Raw genomic sequence first — 22115 nt, 5'->3', positions numbered from 1 at the left:
ATATAGTCCTGCTCGACCGAGGCGATGAACTCGGGGTTGGTGGCAAGGTCGGCGCGAAACACCGACATCCGACCGGTGAGCGTCAGCACCCGCCCGCCCACTGCTACCGCCGACATCATCATCTGGCGCTGGGTGAAGCGCAGCTTGAACCAGTCGCGGAACAGTGGGGCGTCGTCGATTTCGGCGCGCTCATGCGTGGTCAGCGCCCCGACCTTGCCATTGGCGAAGAACGGCGCGGCACGTTCGACGATATCCCCGGGGATCTGGGTATCGCCGTCGATCAGCAGCACCACGTCGTCGGCGCTGGGGTAGCGTCGGGCAATCGAGCGGAGCGAGGTGGCGAGCGCATCGCGCTTGCCGGTGCCATCGATGCGGTCGATCACCACTTCGACGGTGTTGGTGCCGGCGAGCACCTGCGCCGCGACGGCGCGGATCAGCCGCTCATCGGCGAGATCGACCACTGAGGCGACCACGGTGGACCCGCCGGGCGAGCGACGCGCGGCCTCAAAGATCGAACGGTAGACCCGCGAGGTGATCGCTGCTTCGATCTTGTAGCTGGTGGCGAGGAAGAAGGCGTGCGCCGGGCGGCGCGTGGCGTAGAGCGCCTCGGCGGCAGCGCGCCGCCGAGGGTAGAAGACGCGGATATAGAGGTGCGCACGCACGAAGTTGACCAGCGCCCAGCTGTAGCGCCAGAGCCCGATCACCCCGAGGGTGAGGAAGACCCCGGCGCCGCCGGAAAAGGCGGAGGCCGGCACGGTGCTGGCGATTGCCGCGGCCGAGAGGACGTAGATGGCGTGCGCGAGAAGGTTCATGGCTTACCAGCAGATGCCTTCGTAGGTGCCGTTGGAGCGCAGCGAGGTGTTGATGCGCGTCAGGTCGACCAGCGAGCGGTACTCACTCACCGAGTTGAGCGGCGCGATGGTCTCCTCGTAACGGTTGCCAACGAGGATCACGTCGGAGCCGGCGATCAGGTCCTCGATCTTGCCGACCAGCCGTGACGGCAGGTCCGGCACCACGTCATTGCCGCGGCCCATGGCGCTGACGCCGCCGGCTACCGCCTGCGAGACGTACGGGTCATAGACGCGCAGCTCGAGGCCCTTCGAAATCAGCCGGCTCGCGAGTTCTGCCAGCGGGCTTTCGCGCAGGTCGTCGGTACCGGGCTTGAAGGCGATGCCGACGAGGCCCACCGACTTGGCGCCGGAGTTGGCCACCATCGTCTCGGCCCGATCGATCTGCGCCTCGTTGGCGATGAGCACGGAGTCGAGCAGCGGGGAGGGCACGCCCGTCCTCGCCGCGAGGTGCTGCAGGGCGCGGACATCCTTGGGCAGGCACGAGCCGCCAAAGGCGAAGCCCGGCTTCATGAAGTAGGGCGAGATGTTCACTTTGGTGTCGGCGCAGATGAGCTTCATCACCTGCTGGCCATCGACGCCCGAGGCCTTGGCGATGTTGCCGATCTCGTTGGCGAAGGTCACCTTCACGGCGCGCCAGGAGTTGGAGGCGTATTTCACCGCCTCGGCGGTCTTCAGCGTCACCACGTGCGAAGGCACGGGCATCTGGGCGTTGATATCCTTGAGGATCTGCGCGGTGCGATCTTCGAGGGCGCCGAAAACGATGAGGCCGGGATCGTAGTAGTCGGCAATCGCGGTGCTCTCGCGCAGGAATTCGGGGTAGTAGCCGACGCCGAAATCCTGGCCGGCGATCATGCCGCTGGCCTCTTCCAGCACCGGGACACAGGTCTCGTCCATGGTGCCCGGCACGATCGTCGAGCGGATGATCACCGAGTGGAAGCTCTGCTTGTGCTTGATCGCCTGGCCGATATCGGCGCAGACGCCCTTCACGTATTTGAGCCCGACCGCGCCGGCCTCGTCGCTCGGGGTGCCGACGCAGACAAAGCTGGCATCGGTATCGAGCACCGCCTGCTGGCCATCGGTGGTGGCGCGTAGCCGACCCGAGGCGACGGCGCGGGCAATGATCTCGTCGAGCCCGTTCTCGACGATCGGCGAGAGGCCGGCATTGACCGCGCTCACCTTGGCGGGGTCGAGATCGACCGCCACCACCTCGTGGCCATCATCCGCCAGACACGCGGCGGAGACGACCCCGACATACCCGATACCAAAGACGCTGATTTTGGCCACGACGGTTCTCTTTCACAAGGTTGAGCAATATTGTTCTCGCCCGGAAGGCGAGTTGTTGAGTGGCGACTGAGTACAGAACGACGAGCTAAGTGCTCGCTGGCCCCGTTACGCTAAGTGACATCAGACGTACTCTCCACCGCTGGAGTGATCGTTGTTGGCGCTTAGTATTGGCATCCTTGCCGGTTGATGGCCGTTGTTCGCCATCCGATGGGTGAAAGCCTGTTCGCTGGCCCCCAAGCTGAGAAGCAACCCGGACTCATACGAGCCATGCGGTTGACGCATGACGTACGACCGTCATCATCCTGCAGTGTTTCGGCTACCAGCGCGCCAAACCGTACGCTGCCCGCGGAGTTGCGGCGGTTGGCCGCGCCTTCGATCCGTGCCCGAAGCGTGGTCGCATTGCGGCGAAACCGTGCCTCGCTCTGACGCTCACGGTCGCGTGATTACTTTTTGGGCAGTTTTTGCCCATTCCGTCCCGAATGACGACGGGATGACAACGATGCCGATCTGCGCGCCAGCCACTCTGGCGGATCCTCGCCGGGACCTGGAAATCCAAGCAAATCGGCCTTGTCCCCGCTTTTGTTCGGAGCTTTATCTAATCGTCGCACGATTTCGGCGAGGATTCGTTAGGTCTTTATGCGCACCTCGCGCGTGGAACGGGAGTGCGTACCACTGGTCGCGCTTTTGCCGTCGTTGAGCGAAAGGATTCGCATCGGGCCGAGTCGAAGAGGGGCTCTTCGGCTCGGAGTCGAAGAGGTGCCTCTTCGGCTTGAATGCATGGCGCCGGGAACGCCATGCGAATGGGTGACAAAATGCGGGTCTTCATAATTGACATCAACCGGAAGCAGCCGGCCACTGGTCCTCATCGTCGAGGACGAACCCATGATCATGCTGGGGGCAGTGCAATTGTTCGAGGCGGCAGGGTTTGAAGCTCTCGTCGCCTTCAGCTCCGACGAGGCGGTGGCGCATCTCGAGGGGCGCTCGGGTATCGTCGTGACCTTCATCGAGTATGACGTGCCGGGAACGATAAACGGCGCGCAGCTGGCGGAAACCGTCCGCAACCGCTGGCCGACCATCGAGATCATCGTGGTGTCGCGACCGCGGCCCGGCGAAACGCCGGACCTGCCGCTGGGCGCGCGCTATTTCGAGAAGCCGTACACCCACGCCGAGATCGAGCGGGCGCTCGATCAGCTGGGACTGACCGGCACTGTGCCGCGTGCCAGGACCAACCTGCCGCCGCGCGGCGCGTAAGCAGGCCGTGGCCGCGAGGCGTAAGAACGATCGCGTAACGGCGGTGACGGGCCCAGGGCTTGTGCGTCGCCCCCGTTGCGGCCAAGACTGACCAGGTTCGCATCCAGCCATGAGGGAGGCCAATGCACCGACGCCTACTGGCAACAGCAATGCTGGCCGTTCTCGCGTCGACCTCGGTCGGCCTTGCCGGCACGCTCGATGACGTCCGCGCCCGCGACAAGCTGATCTGCGGCGTCAGTGAGGGGCTCGGCGGGTTTTCCGAACAGGACGGGGCAGGGGCCTGGCAGGGGTTCGATGTCGACTTCTGTCGTGCCGTTGCGGCTGCGGCGCTTGGCGATGCCGAGAAGGTCGAATACCTGCCGCTCTCCGCCGAAGCGCGCTTCGCCGCGCTCGGCGACGGCAAGATTGACCTGCTATCCCGCAACAGCACCTGGACCATGTCGCGCGACCTGGGCCTCGGGCTCGATTTCCCCGGCACCAGCTATTTCGACGGGCAGGGCTTCATGATCCCCGCCATCTTCGGGGCGATCAGTCCGCTCGAACTCGACGGCGCCAGCATCTGCGTGGTCAGCGGCACGACGACCGAGGCCAACGCGGCAGCCTATTTCGAGAAGGCTGGCATGACGGTGTCCTTCCTGAGCTTCAAGGCGCGCGACGAGGCCCGCGCCGCCTATGCCGAGGCCAAATGCGATGCCTACACTGCCGATCGCTCGGCGCTGGCCGCCGAGCGCGCCGCGCTACCGACCCCCGATGAGCATGTGATTCTGAAGGACGTCATCTCCAAGGAGCCGCTCGGACCGGTGGTGCGCGACAGCGATCCGCAATGGACGACCCTCATCCGCTGGACCTTATTCGCGCTGATTGATGCCGAGGAGCAGGGGTTGGATGCGGCAGCGATGGCGGGCGCCGGCGCTGACGAAGCAAAGGCAATGGGGGCTCCGGCAGTAAAGGCGCTGGGCCTTGCCGACGACTGGCTGGTCAAGGTGCTCGCCGATGTCGGCAATTACGGCGAGATCTTCGAGCGCAACCTCGGCGAGGAGACGCCGATGCAGCTCAGCCGTGGCGTCAACGCCCTCTGGACCCAAGGCGGGATCCTCTATGCGCCGCCCATGCCCTGACCTGATCCGAAAACTCGTCGTCGCGCTGCTGGCGCTGCTCTTTGTTATGCCGGCTGTGGCGCAGGACCGTGTCGACCTGTCGCCGCGCGACCTGGCGGTGGTGCGGATCAACATCATCGACCTGCTGGCCAACGAGCCGCGCCTGCCGCTGCCGATCAAGCAGCGACGCGACGTACTGCGTACCTATTACGAAGAGCAGAGCGGCGAGCTGCTCTGGCTGAACAGCGCCCGGGCCGGCGTCATGGTCTCGCGGCTCGCCAACGCCACCGATGACGGACTCAACCCCGACGACTACCCAGGCCAGCAGCTCGCGAGCCTCCTGGCCGCCGCCGGCGAGACCGACAAGCGCAGCCTCGCCATCATCGAACTCTACTTCTCGGCGGCGTTCCTCGAATATGCCTCGGACCTGAAGGTTGGCCGCTTCCTCCCCAACAAGATCGACCCCAACTTCTTCCTTGCCCCCCGCACCATCGACGAAGCCGCTGCACTGGCGGGCGTCGCCAAGGTGGCTGATGTCGAGACGGTGCTGCACGCCTGGGAGCCGCAGAGCGCCGAGTACCAGGCGCTACGCAAGGCACTCGACGACTATCACGCGCTGGCGGTGCTCGGCGGCTGGGGCACGGTGCCGCTCGGCGATACGCTTAAGCCGGGGATGACCGACCCGCGCATCCCGGCGCTCCGCGCCCGCCTCGCCGTCACCGACGGCGCTGCGGCCACGGCGCCGGGCGAGCCGGAGTTTTATGACGACGTGCTGGTCGAAGCGGTGAAGCATTTCCAGGCGCGGCATGGCCTCGACGTCGATGGTGTCGTCGGTCCGGCCTCGCTGGTCGCTATGAATGTGCCGATCGAGGATCGGATCGAGTCGATCGATTTCGCCATGGAGCGGTGGCGCTGGATGCCGGACGATCTCGGCCGGCAATACATCATCGTCAACATCGCCGGCTTCGAGCTGCGCCGTATCGCTGATGGCGAGATCAAGGAGAAGATGGCGGTGGTGGTGGGCAAGCCCTATAGCCGCACGCCGGTGTTCAGCGACGCCATCCGCTATCTCGAGTTCAACCCATACTGGAATGTGCCGGCAGGCCTCGCCGCCAAGGAGGAGCTGCCCAAGCTGCAGAGCAACCCGGCAGCCGTCGCCGCCGCCGGGTTCGAGGCATTGCGCGGTAAGGATGTCTACGATGTCCGGCAGGTCGATTGGGCCCAGGTGACGCCGAGCCGCTTCCCATTCCAACTGCGCCAGAAGCCGGGCACCAATAACGCCTTGGGCCGGGTGAAGTTCATGTTCCCCAATTCCCATGACGTCTACCTGCACGATACCCCGTCCCGCAGCCTGTTCGGCCGCGCCGAGCGGGCCTTCAGTCACGGCTGCATTCGCCTGTCGCGTCCGCTCGAGCTGGCCGATCAGGTGCTGGCTGCCGGTGGCGTCGACGGCTGGTCAAACCAGCGCATCGATTCTGTGGTCGCATCGCTCAAGAACACCGTGGTGAACCTCAAGACGCCGCTGCCGGTGCACATCACCTACCTCACCGCCTGGGTCGAAGCCGACGGCGTCCACTTCAGCTCGGATATCTATGGCCACGACGAAAAGCTGCTGGCCGCGCTGGACGGCAAGTCGCTGGCCTGGTGAGGAAACGCCAGAAGCGCCGGCCGAGGGCCTGCGCTGATCATCTCAGGGCTGAGGGGAAAGATTGGCTCCGCGGCTTGGACTCGAACCAAGGACCATTCGATTAACAGTCGAATGCTCTACCAACTGAGCTACCGCGGAACACGTGCCTCGTGTGAAGCAGCGCCCGTGTAGCGGTTTTGATTTCCTTTGCCAAGCCCGAATTTCCGATCTCGGAAACTCAGGCCCGATGGGCCCCGGCCGTGGCCGCCCGCCGCTGCAGATTGGCCAGATCTTCGGGGGTGTTGATGTTGGCGAAGGGATCGCCGGCATCGCCCTCCACCCATTCGATGGAGACACCTCCGGCCTCTGCTGACAGTGATTTGAGACTGCGTGGTGCGGTTCCAGCCCGTACTCGCTCCGGCAGCTCGCGGAATCGCGCCACGCGCCAGATCGCGTTGGTGGGGTAGGGCTGCCCACCATAGACAGCGACCGCCGCCGGCGCCTCGCCGAGCCCCTCGACGAGGCGTGCAACGAAGTCCGCCGGCAGGAACGGCGTGTCCACGGCGACGCTGATCAGCAGCTCTGGCGGAGTGGCCAAGGCATTGAGGTAGGCGATGGCGCCGGCGAGACCCGCCAGCGGCCCGGCATAGTCGCCATCGAGGTCGGGCACGGCGACCATTCCGGCCAAGAGGTGCAGCGCCGCCGGATCGATTCGTCCATGCCCGACCATTAGTGGCGAGCAGGCTCCGAGCCCTTCAGCGACGCGTTCGAGCAGGCGCACCCCGCCAAGCACCAGTTCGGACTTGATCACTCCACCCAGCCGCTCGCCGCGTCCACCGGCGAGGATCAGGCCGGCGATCGAGTGTTGATTCTGTGCCATAGCAGAGCGCTCTACCGCCTTGGTGATCTTGACAAATTCTCCGTCGCCATAGAGGAGCGGCGGTGGGGGGCTTCAGTCTACTGGAGTCTATATGACTACGCGTATCCTTGCCGCCCTGGCACTTGCCGGGCTGCTCACCGGCACCGCAGCGGCAGCCGATCTCTACGTTCCCTCGCCGGACCAGGCCATCGTCAGCGCCAGCCGTGACTGGACCGGTTTCTACATCGGCGCCCATGCCGGCTACGCCGATTTCGACGCCGCGCATTTCGGCGACGACAGCGACCTCGCCACCCTTAACGGTTGGCAGGGTGGCGTGCAGGCTGGCTACAACGCTCAGTTCGATTCCATCGTACTTGGCGTCGAAGCCGACGTCTCGGCCGCCGGCATCCTCGAAGGCAGCGACACCGACCACTGGGACGAGGAAGACGGGATCAATGGGCTTGCCACCCTGCGTGGCCGCCTCGGTTTCGCCGTCGGCGATCTGCTGCTGTACAGCACTGCCGGTCTGGCCGTTGCCAATCTCGATGTCAGCGATGAAAGCCAGACCATCGGTGGCTGGGTCGCCGGCGTCGGTGCTGAATACATGGTCACCGACACCGTCTCGCTGAAGGCCGAGTACCTCTACACCAACTTCGGCACCGTCGAAGTCGACGGCTACGGAGACGATGAGTTCGACATCGACGGCTCGGCCGTCCGGCTCGGCGTCAACTTCCACTTCTGATCGCGCTGGCGATCGACCGGGCCCCGCACGCGGGGCCCGGCTTTTGATGGCCGGTCAGCGCGCAAAATACTCGCGGTAGTCGGTGTCGTAGCCGAAGTAGCGCGGGCCGACGAGCTCGATGCCGGCGGGTGTCAGCCATTGCGGGTTGGAGGGCATGGCCAGCGCCTTGAGCCGCAAGCCGTAGCGCAGTGCGTCCGCGGTGACCGGCAGGCCCGATTCGGCGTCGAGCACGGTGATCAGGTCGGGCGTCGTGACGATAATCTCGCCATCCCGCTCGGCCATCAGGAACTCGTTCTGGAAATCGAGGCGGAAGCTGTGGCCCTTCCATTCCTCGACGCCTTCGAAACGGGCGGTGCCGCGGGCGAAGCCGCCGACGGTGCGCCGCTCGATGTCCTTGATGCGACCGTGGAAGATCACGTCGGCCTCGAGCTTGTCGACGATGGCATTGACCGGGTCGACATGGCCGGCCTTGGCCTCGCGCAGCGTGCGACCGAGCTCCGAGCAGAGCGTCAGCGTGCCGCGCACGATCGCCTTCTTCGCCACGGCGCCGGACATCGAGTAGAAGGCGAGCAGCGCCGAGCCGCCCATTTCCACGGTGGCGGCACGGGCCAGCCGCTCGGTCCAGGCATTGCTGACTGTCTCAAGCACCAGCGAGTTGCCCTTGTCGTCGCAGAGCACCATCGGTGTTGCGGAGACGCCGTGCATGGTGAAGGTCACCATCTGCAGCTCGGGATAGGCGCGGCCCATGCCGTCGCCATCGACCAGCGGCAGGCCGGCCATCGCTGCCACGACGAACGGCGTGGTGGAGTTGACGCCGCCGGCCTCGCCGCAGAGCACCGCGTCGATCTTCCGGCCGAGCAACTGCTCGAGCGCCCGGAACGCGTTGATCAGCTCCTCGCCCTGCGGCAGCTTCTCGGTCATCACCGTCGGGGCGCCCATCATGCAGACCGGCACCACCAGCGCGTCATCGGGCAGCTCGTCGATATCGACGAGGTTGACCGGGCCATACTGCTTGATCGCCTGTTGGGCCATCAGTTTGCCGACATAGGGGTCGCCGCCGCCGCCGGTCCCGAGGATAGCTCCGCCGGTGGCGATGTCTTCCATGTCCTCGGCATGGATGGTGCGAAGAAACTTCATTTGCGGTTCCTTTCGCCTCAGGCCACGACGGGCTGGGGCTGGAGCGGGTTGAAGGTGAGTTCGGGGTAGCCGAAGGCCTTGGGGCCGACGATTTCCAGCGCCTTTGGGGTCTTCATCAGCTCATGCACCGGCAGCCCGATCACCGCGATACGCTGGCCATAGCGCAGCACCTCGGTGGTGATCGGCTCGCCCGTATCGAGCTCGAGGTTGATGATCAGGTCGGGCACCATGATCACCGGCACCTCGTCGACCCAGAGCACGAGATTCTCGTTCTGGATGGCGATGCGCGCCTCGGAGCCGGCCCAGTCGCCGACGCCGCTGATGTGGGCATGGCCGCGGGCAAAACCGCCCACCAGTTCACGCCGCACATCGGTGACCTTGCCGGTGAAGAACAGCTTGCCGCCGGTTGAGGCGACGACGCGCTCGACGACGTTCTGTCGCTTCTGCCGCGCCTCGAGCACGGTATGGCCGATCGAAAGCGCCTGGGTCACGGTGCCGGGCACCGCAGTGCGGCGGACGAACTCCATCGACATCGGGGCGATGGCGAGGCCGGCGGCGGCCCCCATGTTGACCGAGACACCGCGCGCGAAGGTCTCGAGCCAGAACATGTCGATCACTTCCTTGAAGACGACGACATTGCCCTTCTCATCGGCGATGGCCGCCGGAGCCGCCTTGGCGCCATAGATGAAGAAGGTGGTCATCTGCACTTCGGGGAAGGCCCGGCCCATGCCGTCGCCGTCGATCACCGGCAGGCCCGCATAGGCCGCCGCGATCACCGGTTCGAGCGCGTTGGAACCGCCGATCTCGGCCGAGATGGTGGCCGAGAGTTTCACGCCGGCGGTCTCTTCCACGGCGCGCATGGCGCGATAGCACTCGCCGCCTTCCTCGATCTTTTCGACCCCCACCACCGGCGCGCCGATGCCGCCGACTTCGCCGATCCAGGCGTCGTCAGGCAGCGCATCGAGCGGCAGCACGCGGACTTCCGCACCCTTGCGGATCAGTTCACGGGCCCTGAGCATCCCGACATAGGGGTTGCCGCCGCCACCGGTGCCGAGCAACGCGGCGCCGATCGACAATGGCAGCAGGTCGCTCTCCTTGAGCAGATAACCCTTATCCGACATGCAGTTCACCGACGGCCTTGACCCGCACGCGGGTGGCGTTGCCGGGGAGGTAAGCCAGCGGCACGTCCTCGACATCGACGATCTCGATCGACGAGCGGAGCGCCCCGGCGGCCACCGCAGCTTCGGTGGCGCGCTCCTTGGCGTCAGCCAGCGCCTGGTCGCGGCCGATCTCGGCCAGCGCATAGACCCGGTCGACTTCGCCAGAAACCTGCGCAATGGCGGCACCGACGGCATTGGCCACGGCGAAGTGGTTGGGCTTCACCACTTCGAGGCCGCCGATCGGACCATCGACGAGGATCGAGCCGCCACCCACCACGATCACCGGCAGTGGTTCGGGTGAGAGGCGCGAGCGCTCGACACAATCCTCCAGCATCGACATGATTTTGGATTGGGTGCGGGCGATGAACTCGGGCGTCAGGTGCGCTACTTTGGCCTTTTCGCCGAGCTCGGCGCGGCCGGAGGCGACAACGACGTCGGACGTGGTCAGCGTCGAGCCGCCGAAGATCAGCGCCTCGGTGACGATCCGGTAGCCGACGGAAGTGGGGCCGACCTTGATGGCGTCGCCGGTCTCGACAACGTGCGAACCACCCCCGAGGCCGATCGAGAACACGTCCGGCATCCGGAAGTTGGTTCGCACGCCGCCGACTTCCACGGCCACGGTGGCTTGGCGCGGGAACCCCTTGTGCAGCGAGCCGACATCGGAAGTGGTGCCGCCGATATCGACGACGATGGCGTCCGCAACCCCCGAGAGGAAGGCCGCGCCGCGCATCGAATTGGTTGGCCCCGAGGCGAAGGTCAGCACCGGGAACTTCTCGGCGAACGCCGCATCCATCAGCGTGCCGTCGTTCTGCGTCAGGTAGAAGCGGCCCCGGATGCCCGTCTCGGTGATCGCCTTGCGGAAGGCTTCGATCACGTGCCGGGAGAGATCGCGCAGGCAGGCGTTCATGATCGCCGCGTTCTCACGCTCGAGCAGGCCGATGCGACCGATATCGCTCGACAGCGTGATGTGCACGCCCGGCAGGGCTTTGGCGAAGATCTCGCCGGCCTGCTTTTCGAACTCGCCGGTCACCGGTGAGAACACCGAGGTGATGGCGATGGTGTTGATGCCCTTGGCCTTGATGTCCTCGGCAATGCCGAGCAGTTCCGTCTCGTCGAGCGGCGAGATCACCCGGCCATCGAACTCGTTGCCGCCATGCGCCAGGTAGCCGGTGCCGCCGATCGCGAGCTTCAGGTCCTCGGGCCAATCGACCATTGGGGGCAGGGAAGCGGTGGCGGGGAGGCCGAGGCGTACGGCGGCGGTCTTCGCCCGGTCGCGCCGCTGCACCACCGCGTTGGTGAAGTGGGTGGTGCCGATCATCACCACGTCGATGGCCGAAGCGTCGAGCTTCGATGCTTCAAGCACCGCCTTCAGTGCGTTGACCACGCCGGTCATCACGTCGGCGGTGGTGGCGGCCTTCACCCCGGCAATGACGGTCGGGCCATCCATGACCACGGCGTCGGTATTGGTGCCGCCCACGTCGATGCCAATTCTGATCATTTTTCTATCCTTTGGGAGACTGCTGCGCGGAGCGCGATAAGTTGCTCTGCCGTCGGGATTTCCCCGTCGATCAGTGGAATTTTGGGCCGCATCGCCTCTTCCTCGGCCGAGATCACCGGCACCGAGGCGAGGAGCAGGCGGGTGTAATCGTGCTGTGGCGCTTCGAAGACCGACGCGGTGGCGCCGGTCTCGACGATCTTGCCGAGATAGAGCACCCCGACCGTGTCGGCGAAGTTCCGCATCAGGCTGAGGTCGTGCGAGATGAACAGGTAAGTGAGCCCGAGTTGCCGGCCGAGATCGACCAGCAGGTCCATGACGCGGGCCTGCACCGAGACATCGAGCGCCGAGGTCGGCTCGTCGAGGATCAGCAGTTGCGGCGCCACCGCCAGCGCCCGGGCGATGGCAACACGCTGCTTCTGGCCCCCGGACAACTCGTGCGGGTAGCGCAGCGCGAAATCGGCCGGCAGTTGCACCATCTCGAGCAGTTCGGCGATCCGCTGCCTGTGTTCCCTGGCCGGTGTCCCGTGCGCGGCAAGCGGCACGGCGATCGACTGGCCCACGGTGCGGCGCGGGTTCAGCGACGAGCCGGGGTTCTGGAACACCATCTGCACCTTGCGTCCATAGGCGCGGGTGCCCGTCTCGCCGATGATGCTGTGACCATCGAGCCGGATGTCGCCGCCGGTTGGCCTCGCCAGGCCCATGATCATCCGCGCGATGGTCGATTTGCCTGAGCCGCTCTCGCCGGCAAGGCCATAGACCTTGCCCTTTTCGATCGAGAACGACACGTCGTCGACGGCGCGCACGTCACCGGTTTTCCGCCCAAAGCCGTTGCGGACTGGAAACAGCTTAGTCAGCCCGGCGATTTCCAGCATGGCGCTCATGCGGCGGCTCCTGCCTTGCCGAAGCTGGTGCCACCGGTCAGCCGCGGTACGGCCGCGATCAGCGCCTTGGTGTAATCGTCGCGCGGCGCTTCGAAGAGCTCGGCGGTCGGCCGGTGCTCGACCACCACGCCCTTGTTCATCACGTAGACGTAGTTCGAGGTCTCGCGCACCACGCCCAGATTGTGGGTAATCATCAGCAGGGCGAGGCCACGCTCTTCGACCAGGTCCTTGAGCAGCTTCAGGATCTGCGCCTGGGTGGTGACATCGAGCGCCGTGCCGGGCTCGTCGGCGATCAGCAGTCTGGGTTCGCTGAGCAGCGCCATGGCGATCAGCACGCGCTGCCGCATGCCGCCCGACAGCATGATCGGGTAGGAGCGCGCCACCCGCTCGGGGTCGCGCATCCGCACCTGGCCCAGCACTTCGTGCACCCGCGCCATGCGCTCCCGGCCGTTGCGGCTGCGGCCGAGCCTGCGGTCGGCATATTTGAGGATGGTGCCCATCTGGTCGGCGATGGTGAAGACCGGGTTGAGCGAACTCATCGGGTCCTGGAACACCATCGACATGGCGGTGCCGCGCAGCTTCAGCCGCTCGCGGTCGGGCATCGTCAGCAGGTCGCGACCGTCGTAGAAGATCTCGCCACCAGTGACCTTGGCCGGCGGGCTGCGCAACAGCCCCATGATGGCCCGCATCGTCACGGTCTTGCCCGAACCGCTCTCACCGACGAGCGCAATCTGCGAGCGGGCTGGTACGTCGAGCGATACCCCCTTCAGCACCGGGTTGGTCTGGCCATAGGTGGTGAACTGTACGCTGAGGTTGCGGACCGAGAGCAGGGCGTTGGCCATCAGCGCACCTCCTGCACATCGAACAGGTCGCGCAGCCCATCCCCGAGCAGGTTGAAGCCGAGCGCCACGATGAGGATGGCAAAACCCGGCAGCACCGATTCCCACCAGTAGTCGGGCAGGAACGCCGAACCGGAGGCGACCATGGTGCCGAGGTCGGGGGTAGGGGGCTGGATGCCGAGGCCGAGAAAGCTCAGCGAGGCGCCGACTAGGATGACGAAGCCCGCATCGAGCGAGGTCTTTACCGCCAGCGCCGAAACGCAGTTGGGCAGGATCTCGCGGAACAGGATGTGGAACTTGCTGGCGCCCAGCGTCTCCGCCGCCTCGACGAACTCCTGGGTGCGCAGCTGGCGGGTGATCGAGTAGATCAGCCGCGTGTGCCAGGTCCACCACAGCGCGGCGATTGCCAGCATCGAGTTGATCAGGTCGGGCGACAGCACCGAGGCAACCGCCAGCGCCATCACCAGCGGCGGGATGGCGAGGGCGATGTCGGTCAGGCGCATGATGACGACTTCGACCCAGCCGCCGAAATAGCCGGCGAGCAGGCCCAGCGTCGTGCCCACCGGGATGGCGATGCCGAGCACCACCAGCGCCAGGAGCAGCGAGATCCTGAGCCCGAAGATCACCCGGGTGAAAATGTCCCGCCCCACATTGTCGGTGCCGAACCAGTACTCCGCCGACGGCGGCAGGTGACGGGCCCTGAAATTCACCACCGCGCCGACATGCTCGGGATAGGGGGTGATCCAGGGCGCGAGGAGCGCCGCGAGGATGGCGAGGATGACGATCGCCGCGCCGATCACCGCGGTCGGGTTGCGCGAGAAGCGGTACCAGTTCTGGTAGGCGTTGGAGAGCCGGCGGGGCGGGGCGGTGGGAACGGTTTCGCTGGCCATCAGCGGCTCCCCCGAATGCGGACGCGGGGGTCAACGAACCCGACCAGCACGTCGATGAGCAAATTGACCAGGACGAAGAACACGCCCGAGACCATCACCACGCCCATCACTGCGTTGAGGTCCTTCTGCAGGATCGTGCGGATGCCATAGGCGGCCATGCCGGGCCAGGCAAAGACCAGCTCGACCACGAAGGCGTTGCCGATCAGCGAAGCGAACTCGAGCCCGAGAATGGTCAGCGGCGGCACGAAGCTCGGGCGCAGCATGTATTTGAACACCCTTATCGGCTCCGGCACGCCGAAGGCACGGCTGGCCTCGATATAGTCCTGGCTCGCCACATCGATCATCGACGAGCGGGTGATGCGGGCGATCTGCCCCATGGTGGCGAGCGCCAGCGCAGTGGCCGGCAGCAGCAGGTGGCGCAGCGCCTCACCGAACACATCGAGCCGGCCAGCCAGCAGCGAGTCGATGGTGAGCAGCCCGGTGATCCCGGCGACGAATTCCATATTGTGCGGCAGCCGCCCGGTGGTCGGCAGGATGTGCAGCACGTAGCCGGCGAGGATCTGCAGCAGCAGCGCCGCAAAAAAGCTCGGCGTCACCGCCGAAAAGATCGCCAGCACCCGAACCAGCGTATCGGGCCATTTATCCTTCCAGCGCGCCGCCGCGACCCCCAGCGGCACGCCCAGCACGAAGGCAAGAGTGATCGTCGCCAGCACCAGCTCGAAGGTCGCCGCAAAGGTGTCGCGGATATCGTCGTTGACCGGTCGCTCGGTCAGCAGCGAGCGGCCGAGGTCGCCGCGGCTGAGCCCGGCGATGAACATGCCGTATTGCTCGACGATCGGCTTGTTGAGCCCGAGCTTTTCCTGAAGGTCCGCCACCTGCTGCGCCGTAGCGGTGGGGCCGAGCGCCATCCGCGCCGGATCGCCCGGAACCACGCGGGCGATGGCAAAGATGACGATCGACAGGCCCACGAGGACGAGGATCGACCACAAAATGCGCCGGAACAGGAAAAGCAGGAATTCCAAGAGGCAGCCGCCCTGGTAAGCCGAGAAGGGGTGGTGCGGGAAAGGGCTGTCCCCGGCCGAAGCCGGGGACGGCTAGGATCAGCAGGTCCAGCTGTAGCGGGTGAAGTCGTAGTCGAACGACATCATCGGCACGGCCTTGAAGCCGGTGAGGCACTTGTCCATGGCGTGCTGGACGGTCTGGGTGTTGAGGAACACGTCGGACTGCAGGTCGACCAGCTTGTGCTGCACGGCCTTGTAGATCTCAGCCTGCTTGGCGGTGTCGCCAGTGCCACGGGCCTCGTCGATCATCGCGTCGATCTCGGGATTCTGCACCCACTCCATCGAGGCCCAGGTGCCGGCCGCTTCGGAATGGTACTGAGTGAAGAACATCGAATCCGGCGACGGATAGGTCGGGCCGAAGAAGATCTGGTTGACGTTCGGTGTGCTCTCGACCTTGCCGGCGATCTCGGTGATGCGGTTCCAGGGGTCCGCCTGCTGCGTCACCACGAACCCGAGTTGCTCGAGATTCGACTGCATCAGCAGGCTGATCTCTTCCTCGAACTTGGTGCCCGCCACATAGGCGAGCGTGATCGGGATCGGCGCGCCGGCATATTTCGACTGCGCGACTTCCGCCTTGGCGGCTTCGAGGTCGTAGACCGGCTCGGGGATATCATCGGCATGGAAGGCGGCGAAGGCCTTGGGCAGCGGCGTCGACAGCACGCCGCCAGGCGAGATCACTTCGCGGATGGTGGCATAGTCGGTGGCGAGCGCGATGGCCTTGCGGATGTGCACGTCATCGGTCGGCGCGGCCTTGCTGTTGAGCTTGAGGTAGAACGCCGTCGAGGTCTCTTCCTTGGCGATGACGAAGCGGCCCATCGCCTCGAGCGCGGTGTAGGTGTCGGGCGACTGGAACTGGCTCGACATGGTCAGCTCGCCGGAAGCCGCGAGCGAGCGCACGGTGGCCTCGTCATTGGTGATGATCCAATGCACCTCGTTGATCGGACCGGCGCCGAAACCCTTGTAGTAGTCGGCATTGCGGGTGATCGTCATCTGGCTGCCGCGATCCCAGCTCTTGAGGCTGTAGGCGCCGGCGCCCGCGACATTGGTCGCGAGGTAAGTCTGGCCGTCGTCCGCACCCTCGTTGGCCTTCACCACTTCCTCGTTGAGGATGAAGATAGCCGGCACGGTGGTGAGGAACGGCGCAAAGGTCTTGGCGAGGGTGAACTTCACCGTCTTGGCGTCGACCGCGGTCACCGAGCCGGGCGTCAGCACACCGGCGAACAGGTTGGCCGGACCCTGGTTGATGCGCAGCAGGCGCTCGACCGTATAGACCACGTCGCTGGCTTCAACCGGCGAGCCATCGGCGAACTTGGCGTCGTCCCGCAGCTTGTAGGTGACTTCCTTGGCGTCATCCGACACCGTCCAGCTCTCGGCCAGTTCGGGAATGATGTTGCCTGCGGCGTCGACCGTGACCAGCCCGTCATAGAGGTTCACCGCCGCCATATAGTCGGTGTAGTCGGAGATTTTCGCCGGATCGATGGTGCCGAAGATCTGCACGGTGTTCATCGTCACGGTGACCGCCATGGCGGGCGCTGCGCCCAGCATGAGGGTCGAAAGTGCAGTTGCTGCAAGAAGCCTGTGCTTGGTCATGACTGTGATGTTCCCTGTCCCGTGTTTGTCCACCCCGGCGCTTTTGAGCCCCACGCCCGGGAGATCGCCCGGTTTGCGCCGGTACCCCTCAGGGCTCGACGTCACCTTGCGGTCGCACGAGCCCGGTAGGGAAAGCTTCGCAACATGCGGGTATCAGGCTCAAGGCGCAAAGAAGGCTAGGTTTTCGACTAAATCGGCTAGGTTCTAGCCGACCAGTCCAAGCGCTCGCGCCGCGCTGATCGCCTCGCGGCGGCGCTTGCAGCCGAGCTTGCGATAGGCGTTGGACAGGTGGAATTTCACCGTTGCCTCGCTGAGCCCGAGCGCGTTGGCGATGAACTTGTTGGATGATCCCTCGGAGATCATCATCAGCACTTTGGTCTCGCGCCGGCTGAGCCCGTTCTGCGCGCCCAGCGCCGAGTTGGGCAGGCCCCCATCGCGCAGCCGCCGCAGCACCTGGCGCACCGGGGCCGAGATTTCGAGATATTCCCCGATGCGCTGCTGCTCGACCAGCTCGCTGAGGAACACCCGCTCTTCGGCCAGCGGGGCAATGGCGCCCAGGCGCGCTGCCTCCTCGAACACCTTCTGCAGCAGCGCGCGCGCCCGCGACAGGTTGCGCTGCCGCTTATGGACAAAGGCCAGCCAGACTTCGGCACAAAGCCGCTGGCGTCCGGTGAGGTTCAGGTTGCCGATGATGTAGCCGAGCTGCCGCTCGAGATGCGGGCGGGTCGGCTGCTCGTAGACGATGTGCCTGAGCCAGATCATCGCCTGGACGATCTCGTCGCGGTCCTTGAGGCGCTCGAGTTCCTCGCCGGCGGCCGCAACCCATGAGCGGGTGATGCGGGTGGCGAGGGCCGCGACCTTCTCCGCCGCCTCCTGCCAGCGGTTGGCATTCTGCAGGATCGCCGCCTCGCGCAGCTCGATCATCAGGCCGAACTGCCGGTTGGAGATCTGGTAGACCCGCCAGCGATCGAGGAAGTTCCGCGCCGCGAGGGTGGAAAAGTGCTCGCTCAACGCCTGGCTGCCATAGTGCAGCGCGAACTCGATCAGGCTGGGCCAGATCTCGCCGTGGACGAAATCATCGAGTTCCGTGCTGAGGAAGCGGGCCAGCGGCTCGGGCTTTCCGCCTTCGTAGTCGATGCAGGCATTGAGCAGCGCCAAGAGGCGCTCGTCGCCCGGACTGTCGAACGCGATGGCGTGCAGGTAGCGCGCCGCCTGCTCGGCGTGCCGGCGGGCATTGTTGGCATCGCCCATCAACAGCCGCACCAGCGCCTGATGCAGGCTGATGTAGAAGGCGAGCATCGGCACCTTGGCCTGCTCGTAGTGGTAGAGGGCGCGCTGCGCGACATCCTCGGCAGCCGCGAGGCGCCGGCCGCGGATATAGAATTCCAGCACCGAGTTGTAGAAGCTGCCGCGTACGATGTGATCGTCGAGCGGCAGATCGCCCAAGGTGTCGAACACCTGCTCGAACAGCTCGTCAGTCAGCTGGTAATCCTCGTAGATCAGCATCACGACGCGGAAGGCGAGCAGGTCCGTGCTGTACTTCTCGCGATGGGTGAAAACGCTGTGGAAGTCGTTGATCCCTGGGCCGAAGCGATCAGCCAGCAGCCGGCGGGCGCGCGCCACCTCGCCATGCTTGAGGGCCTGCATCGCAAGGCTCATCACCAGCGTGTCATTGCCGAGCGCGTAGTCAGCCGGAAAGCCCGCGAGCGCGCGATCAAACGCTGCCGCCCCGTGTCGGTAGAGGTAGAACCGGCCGCCACCGGCAGCGTAGACGGCAAAAGCCTCGTCGAAGCGGCCGATCGATTGCCAGGTCATGATGGCGTCCGTCATCGAGCCCTGTCCGGCATAGGCCGTCGCAAGCTCAGCCGCCCGTTCGGGATGCGCGCGCCGCGAGGTGATCTCCGCTGCAAGGGCATGTCGAAGCGCCGGGCGAACCGGATCGAGCAGCGCCAGCAACTCGGAGTTCGCCATCGAGGCGGTGCTTGCGTCGAGCCAGGCGGCAAGTGCTGCAAGCTCGACCGCCCGCATCGGCGCCAGCAGCTCGCGGGCAAGGAAGCGCGCCAGCTCTGCTTCGCCCGCACTCGATCGGCCCAGCAGCATTGGCCAGCCCTGCGACTGCTGAAAGCTGCGTTCGGCCAGCCGCGCCGGCATCGCCTGCCGCAGCTCATCGCGGCCGATCAACAGCTCCGCGACGCCGAAGCGGCGGACGTGGCCGTAGACGGCGGCACGATCGAGCGACGGCAGCACCGTCTCCGGTCGCTTGGCGATGATGATCCGGCGGTCGCCGGAGACGAAGGCTTCGGGCAGGGGATCTGGCTTACTGCCCGGCGGAATGTCCCACAGGGTAACCGGGAGGCTGGTTTCAGATGGGGCCGAGGCTGAGCGGTGGACGCTCGTTCCCAACTCCGCGGCCAGTTGCGACAGGAGGATCGATTTGCCCATCCCAGCTGGCGCATCGAGCACCAGCACCGTTTCGGGGACGGCGAGCAGCTCGCGGCGCTTCTGCGCACGGTCGATCTGCGGTCTCGTCGGGGCACTGGGCATGGGGGTCGAGGGCAAGGCACGGTCCTGTTCCGGAGAACAAGGCCGGAAAACCAAGGCGGACACAAGCGATGCGGGCGTTCCCTTTGAGAAATGCCGTTGTCATTGATCCCGTTCAGCTTGCATCAAGAATTGCTCTGCCATATGAACCGCCTCGGTGAGGCCACATGGCGGAGTGGTTACGCAGCGGATTGCAAATCCGTGTATTCCGGTTCGATTCCGGATGTGGCCTCCATCGCTTTCAGAGCGCCCTTGATTTCATTGGGCAATTCCGGCCCGATTGTCCCACCATTCTTGAGCCTGAAAAAAGTGGGACACATCTGTTCCCGTTTCAGCCATGGCGGGGACCGTCTCATACTGGTTTGCTCGGGCGTTTCGATCTAACTAGGTTCCGCCTCCAGATGCCTTGGGGACGCGTGTGACACTGCAAGATCGCGAAGCTCTGATCGAACAAATCATCGAAACTCAGCCTGCTATGCGGGCATTCCTTCGTGAACAGCCGTCTGACCTGATGGCGGGTTCTTGGGACATGGTTTCGTACAGCTTCGAAAGAGGATTCGAAGCTATGTGGGACCTTGCACGCAAAGATCATTCCGGCATGCTGGACCGACCGCTTGTCACCCTCTGGCGTCAAAGCGTCGAGCTATCTTTGAAGGTCGCGCTTCTTGAGGCGACAGGCGAGGCCAAGGGAAGCCACGATCTAAGCTTGCTGTTTGAGGACCTTCGTAAAGCTCGATCCGGATTAGGCTTCAACGACGACGACGACCTAGCGGAAAGCGTCAATGCGATGCTTGACCACGTTCAGACCTTCGACCCGTTTGCCGACAGGTTCCGTTACCCCGTGCCGAAATGGGGCCAACCATTTCCCGGGTTCGTTACCGACCTAGACGGCCTGTTCCAAGCCCACTGGATTATCACCACTTGGTGCGAAGGTTCGGTGATGCAGGTAAGAGGCGAGACATAGATCGGCCACGCAGCCGACACCCCGCCAAGCGCCCACCTCGCCAGAAACGACCCGCCAGCGGGCGTTTAACTCCTGCCACTTGCCATCTGGCACAAAACCGCAAACGCCCGTCACCGGGCGTATGTGGTCGTTCTTCGCCGCGTGGAGTGCGGTCCCTGAGTCAGCCTCAAACCCGATCGTTACTGTCGGCTCAAAAGTATATTTGCTGAATCCGCAAATAGAAGCTTGACATTTCGGTCAAAGTGTGTTACAGTACTAAACTGTAGACGGTTCTGTGTGTTTCTATTGAACGATCTACTGGTGCGCTGAGCTTTCTCGCGCACGTTTTACAGCAGTCGCCCCACCGGCATTTCATCATTTTCCCGGTGGGGTGACGACCCAAAACTACAGTCACATCATTTCAAGTAAAGGAATTATCTCGATGTCCGAGATCGAAGACACTTGGCGCGAGATTCCGGGACATGCCGGATATTTTGCGTCACCCGATCAAAAGGTGAAGCGAGCCGCATGCATCATTGGCAGGCACAACAGAAAGGAAAGGGTGCTGATACCAAGTTATTTTCCGAAGCGGCCCGCCTGCCGATCTAAGTCAAATGGGCCTTACTTCCGTATGTCGCAGGGCGAAACATTTCGATACGTGCCGCTGGCGGAACTTATGGCGGCAACATTTGTCCGTGAAGACTTTCATCCGCGATCCCACAAGATATTGTTCCGCGACCAAGACCCTAAGAACTGCACTATATCTAACCTGCTCGTTATCGAGCGCCACTAACCACCGTATCTATCTAGGAGAAATAATGAAATTTGAGACTTACAACGAAGAACCAACAAAGGGCAGATTTGCAGAATTTCCAAACGAGAGGGACATTTCCGCCACTGCTCGTGCATCACGGAGCAACCGAACCGTTCGACTCCACAATGCACCTGACAAGCGAAGTATCACATTCCGTCGTGTAGTGAAGGCGCTAGCGGCCACTGGGACGGCACCGCACGTCGAGCCGGCAACCGAGCAGATCGGGGGCAGTCATGCGTCTTAATACATCTGCACTTGCAGACGCCGTTATCGAGGGCTTTGCGCCGACTCTAGATAGTTTCCACAAGCGCATTGAGGCGCTGGCGAGTGGAGCAGGTGTGGTCGTGATCGACTCCATCGATTGGGGCCGACAGTACCCCGACGCCACTCTTGGGTCGCACAAAAATGGGCTATGGATATACCGGCTCGATACAGCTACTTGGCGCTGCATTTCGCGATCCATCTTCGATGTGAAGGTAACACGCGAGGCTGATGGAACCACCGCGTTCGCCTTTGAACTCAGCGATGGTACCGTTCTAAAGCGCGTGGCGCCTAAGGCAGCTAGAACTACAAAGCCTGTGAAGCTTCTGAAGAAGCCTGCCAAGCCTGTGAAGCTTCTAGCGAAGTGAGTGGGCCGATGGCGAAAGCTCCAGACCCCCCACGTCTTGGCACGTACAGCACTCAATGGGTGTGGCTTCTAGAAGATCGCCAATTGGCGATGAAGCGCAATCCGCTGATCTGCCGAAGCCAGCGTTCTTGGAACGCCAGGTACTTTCTTTGGGACCATCCCAACGAAGCGGATGGCGCTAGCCTGATAATCCGGAGCTTCCTGAACCAGGCCGAGAGGCGAACTTTCTATCCGGATGAGCCGCCGGGCATCATTCTGAAGAACGGAAAGCGCTGTCTGAATGTACCGGTTCTGGTGAAACATAAGATTAGCGACGGGTACGAGAGTGTCGCGGCCTAGCGGAACTCTTTAAATTTAATAATAGAAACAATGGCTTAGCGCAACTTTCGAGTTGACGCGAGGATAGACCATGGCTATAGACC

19 protein-coding genes and 2 tRNA genes are annotated in these 22115 nt (G+C 64.2%); 8 read left to right on the top strand and 13 right to left on the bottom strand.

Annotated elements, in window-relative coordinates:
* The coding region (locus tag VW23_RS10110) for a glycosyltransferase (protein ID WP_141728291.1) at window positions 1-812 on the bottom strand (812 nt) is incomplete at its 3' end.
* A gap of 3 nt (window positions 813-815) precedes the next feature.
* Complete coding sequence (locus VW23_RS10105) at window positions 816-2135, bottom strand: nucleotide sugar dehydrogenase (protein WP_069909446.1); 1320 nt, start codon at window positions 2133-2135, stop codon at window positions 816-818.
* An 828-nt stretch (window positions 2136-2963) separates the two neighbouring features.
* On the opposite strand from VW23_RS10105, the gene VW23_RS10100 reads away from it, so the two are divergent.
* From VW23_RS10100 to VW23_RS10090, 3 genes are all read left to right on the top strand, one after another.
* A complete protein-coding gene (locus VW23_RS10100; protein ID WP_280138982.1) occupies window positions 2964-3386 on the top strand; it encodes a response regulator in 423 nt (140 codons plus the stop codon).
* A gap of 149 nt (window positions 3387-3535) precedes the next feature.
* A complete protein-coding gene (locus VW23_RS10095; protein WP_244513488.1) occupies window positions 3536-4504 on the top strand; it encodes an amino acid ABC transporter substrate-binding protein in 969 nt (322 codons plus the stop codon).
* Window positions 4485-6131 carry a L,D-transpeptidase family protein gene (locus VW23_RS10090; protein WP_069909443.1) on the top strand — a complete coding sequence of 549 codons (1647 nt, stop codon included), beginning with the start codon at window positions 4485-4487 and terminating at the stop codon, window positions 6129-6131. The genes VW23_RS10095 and VW23_RS10090 overlap by 20 nt, the downstream gene beginning before the upstream one ends.
* Before the next feature lie 62 nt (window positions 6132-6193).
* On the opposite strand, the gene VW23_RS10085 is transcribed toward VW23_RS10090, so the two are convergent.
* Both VW23_RS10085 and VW23_RS10080 read right to left on the bottom strand, forming a co-directional pair.
* Window positions 6194-6269, bottom strand: a tRNA-Asn gene (locus tag VW23_RS10085).
* Window positions 6270-6348: 79 nt separating this feature from the next.
* Window positions 6349-6990, bottom strand: coding sequence for an NTP transferase domain-containing protein (locus VW23_RS10080; RefSeq protein WP_069909442.1), 642 nt, complete (start codon window positions 6988-6990; stop codon window positions 6349-6351).
* Window positions 6991-7081: 91 nt separating this feature from the next.
* Here VW23_RS10080 and VW23_RS10075 point away from each other — a divergent pair, with 91 nt between their 5' ends.
* Window positions 7082-7711: an outer membrane protein gene (locus tag VW23_RS10075; RefSeq protein ID WP_069909441.1), complete on the top strand. Its 630-nt coding sequence runs from the start codon at window positions 7082-7084 to the stop codon at window positions 7709-7711.
* A 54-nt stretch (window positions 7712-7765) separates the two neighbouring features.
* Here VW23_RS10075 and VW23_RS10070 read toward each other — a convergent pair whose 3' ends face one another.
* The 9 genes from VW23_RS10070 to VW23_RS10030 all read right to left on the bottom strand — a co-directional run bounded on the left by VW23_RS10070 (window position 7766) and on the right by VW23_RS10030 (window position 19326).
* Window positions 7766-8848, bottom strand: coding sequence for an S-methyl thiohydantoin desulfurase family protein (locus VW23_RS10070; protein ID WP_069909440.1), 1083 nt, complete (start codon window positions 8846-8848; stop codon window positions 7766-7768).
* A 17-nt stretch (window positions 8849-8865) separates the two neighbouring features.
* Window positions 8866-9969 (bottom strand): S-methyl thiohydantoin desulfurase family protein, encoded by a 1104-nt coding sequence (locus VW23_RS10065; RefSeq protein WP_069909439.1) that lies wholly within the window; start codon window positions 9967-9969, stop codon window positions 8866-8868.
* A complete protein-coding gene (locus VW23_RS10060; protein ID WP_069909438.1) occupies window positions 9959-11506 on the bottom strand; it encodes a hydantoinase/oxoprolinase N-terminal domain-containing protein in 1548 nt (515 codons plus the stop codon). Before VW23_RS10060 ends, VW23_RS10065 begins: the two co-directional genes overlap by 11 nt.
* Window positions 11503-12387, bottom strand: coding sequence for an ATP-binding cassette domain-containing protein (locus tag VW23_RS29440; protein ID WP_069909437.1), 885 nt, complete (start codon window positions 12385-12387; stop codon window positions 11503-11505). The genes VW23_RS10060 and VW23_RS29440 overlap by 4 nt, the downstream gene beginning before the upstream one ends.
* Window positions 12384-13229, bottom strand: a complete 846-nt coding sequence (locus tag VW23_RS29435) for an ABC transporter ATP-binding protein (protein ID WP_069909436.1) — start codon at window positions 13227-13229, stop codon at window positions 12384-12386. The genes VW23_RS29440 and VW23_RS29435 overlap by 4 nt, the downstream gene beginning before the upstream one ends.
* Complete coding sequence (locus VW23_RS10045) at window positions 13229-14116, bottom strand: ABC transporter permease (protein WP_069909435.1); 888 nt, start codon at window positions 14114-14116, stop codon at window positions 13229-13231. The genes VW23_RS29435 and VW23_RS10045 overlap by 1 nt, the downstream gene beginning before the upstream one ends.
* Window positions 14116-15138 carry an ABC transporter permease gene (locus VW23_RS10040; RefSeq protein ID WP_069909434.1) on the bottom strand — a complete coding sequence of 341 codons (1023 nt, stop codon included), beginning with the start codon at window positions 15136-15138 and terminating at the stop codon, window positions 14116-14118. Before VW23_RS10040 ends, VW23_RS10045 begins: the two co-directional genes overlap by 1 nt.
* A gap of 78 nt (window positions 15139-15216) precedes the next feature.
* Entirely contained in the window at window positions 15217-16767 is a 1551-nt protein-coding gene (locus VW23_RS10035) for an ABC transporter substrate-binding protein (RefSeq protein ID WP_069909433.1), read from the bottom strand.
* Window positions 16768-16971: 204 nt separating this feature from the next.
* Window positions 16972-19326, bottom strand: a complete 2355-nt coding sequence (locus tag VW23_RS10030; protein WP_244513484.1) for a helix-turn-helix transcriptional regulator — start codon at window positions 19324-19326, stop codon at window positions 16972-16974.
* 143 nt (window positions 19327-19469) lie between these two features.
* On the opposite strand from VW23_RS10030, the gene VW23_RS10025 reads away from it, so the two are divergent.
* From VW23_RS10025 to VW23_RS28535, 4 genes are all read left to right on the top strand, one after another.
* Window positions 19470-19543, top strand: a tRNA-Cys gene (locus tag VW23_RS10025).
* A gap of 183 nt (window positions 19544-19726) precedes the next feature.
* Complete coding sequence (locus VW23_RS10020; RefSeq protein WP_069909431.1) at window positions 19727-20272, top strand: HEPN domain-containing protein; 546 nt, start codon at window positions 19727-19729, stop codon at window positions 20270-20272.
* Window positions 20273-20693: 421 nt separating this feature from the next.
* Window positions 20694-21044 (top strand): hypothetical protein, encoded by a 351-nt coding sequence (locus tag VW23_RS28540; RefSeq protein WP_141728289.1) that lies wholly within the window; start codon window positions 20694-20696, stop codon window positions 21042-21044.
* Window positions 21045-21298: 254 nt separating this feature from the next.
* The gene (locus tag VW23_RS28535) at window positions 21299-21694 is read left to right on the top strand and encodes a hypothetical protein (RefSeq protein WP_141728288.1); all 396 of its coding nucleotides are present in this window, start codon (window positions 21299-21301) and stop codon (window positions 21692-21694) included.
* The last annotated feature ends 421 nt before the right edge of the window (window positions 21695-22115 follow it).

This window comes from Devosia insulae DS-56 (assembly GCF_000970465.2).
In the GTDB taxonomy this organism is placed as follows: domain Bacteria; phylum Pseudomonadota; class Alphaproteobacteria; order Rhizobiales; family Devosiaceae; genus Devosia_A; species Devosia_A insulae.
The sequence above is the reverse complement of the archived record's forward strand: the minus strand, read 5'-3'. Positions and strand labels throughout refer to the sequence as shown.

What these genes read in the sequence shown, in the direction of transcription:
- VW23_RS10070 (WP_069909440.1), bottom strand. Translation starts at nt 8,848, where the DNA reads ATGAAGTTTCTTCGCACCATCCATGCCGAGGACATGGAAGACATCGCC.
- VW23_RS10090 (WP_069909443.1), top strand. Translation starts at nt 4,485, where the DNA reads ATGCGCCGCCCATGCCCTGACCTGATCCGAAAACTCGTCGTCGCGCTG.
- VW23_RS29435 (WP_069909436.1), bottom strand. Translation starts at nt 13,229, where the DNA reads ATGGCCAACGCCCTGCTCTCGGTCCGCAACCTCAGCGTACAGTTCACC.
- VW23_RS10065 (WP_069909439.1), bottom strand. Translation starts at nt 9,969, where the DNA reads ATGTCGGATAAGGGTTATCTGCTCAAGGAGAGCGACCTGCTGCCATTG.
- VW23_RS10075 (WP_069909441.1), top strand. Translation starts at nt 7,082, where the DNA reads ATGACTACGCGTATCCTTGCCGCCCTGGCACTTGCCGGGCTGCTCACC.
- VW23_RS10045 (WP_069909435.1), bottom strand. Translation starts at nt 14,116, where the DNA reads ATGGCCAGCGAAACCGTTCCCACCGCCCCGCCCCGCCGGCTCTCCAAC.
- VW23_RS28540 (WP_141728289.1), top strand. Translation starts at nt 20,694, where the DNA reads ATGTCCGAGATCGAAGACACTTGGCGCGAGATTCCGGGACATGCCGGA.
- VW23_RS10080 (WP_069909442.1), bottom strand. Translation starts at nt 6,990, where the DNA reads ATGGCACAGAATCAACACTCGATCGCCGGCCTGATCCTCGCCGGTGGA.
- VW23_RS10035 (WP_069909433.1), bottom strand. Translation starts at nt 16,767, where the DNA reads ATGACCAAGCACAGGCTTCTTGCAGCAACTGCACTTTCGACCCTCATG.
- VW23_RS10095 (WP_244513488.1), top strand. Translation starts at nt 3,536, where the DNA reads ATGCTGGCCGTTCTCGCGTCGACCTCGGTCGGCCTTGCCGGCACGCTC.
- VW23_RS28535 (WP_141728288.1), top strand. Translation starts at nt 21,299, where the DNA reads ATGCGTCTTAATACATCTGCACTTGCAGACGCCGTTATCGAGGGCTTT.
- VW23_RS29440 (WP_069909437.1), bottom strand. Translation starts at nt 12,387, where the DNA reads ATGAGCGCCATGCTGGAAATCGCCGGGCTGACTAAGCTGTTTCCAGTC.
- VW23_RS10060 (WP_069909438.1), bottom strand. Translation starts at nt 11,506, where the DNA reads ATGATCAGAATTGGCATCGACGTGGGCGGCACCAATACCGACGCCGTG.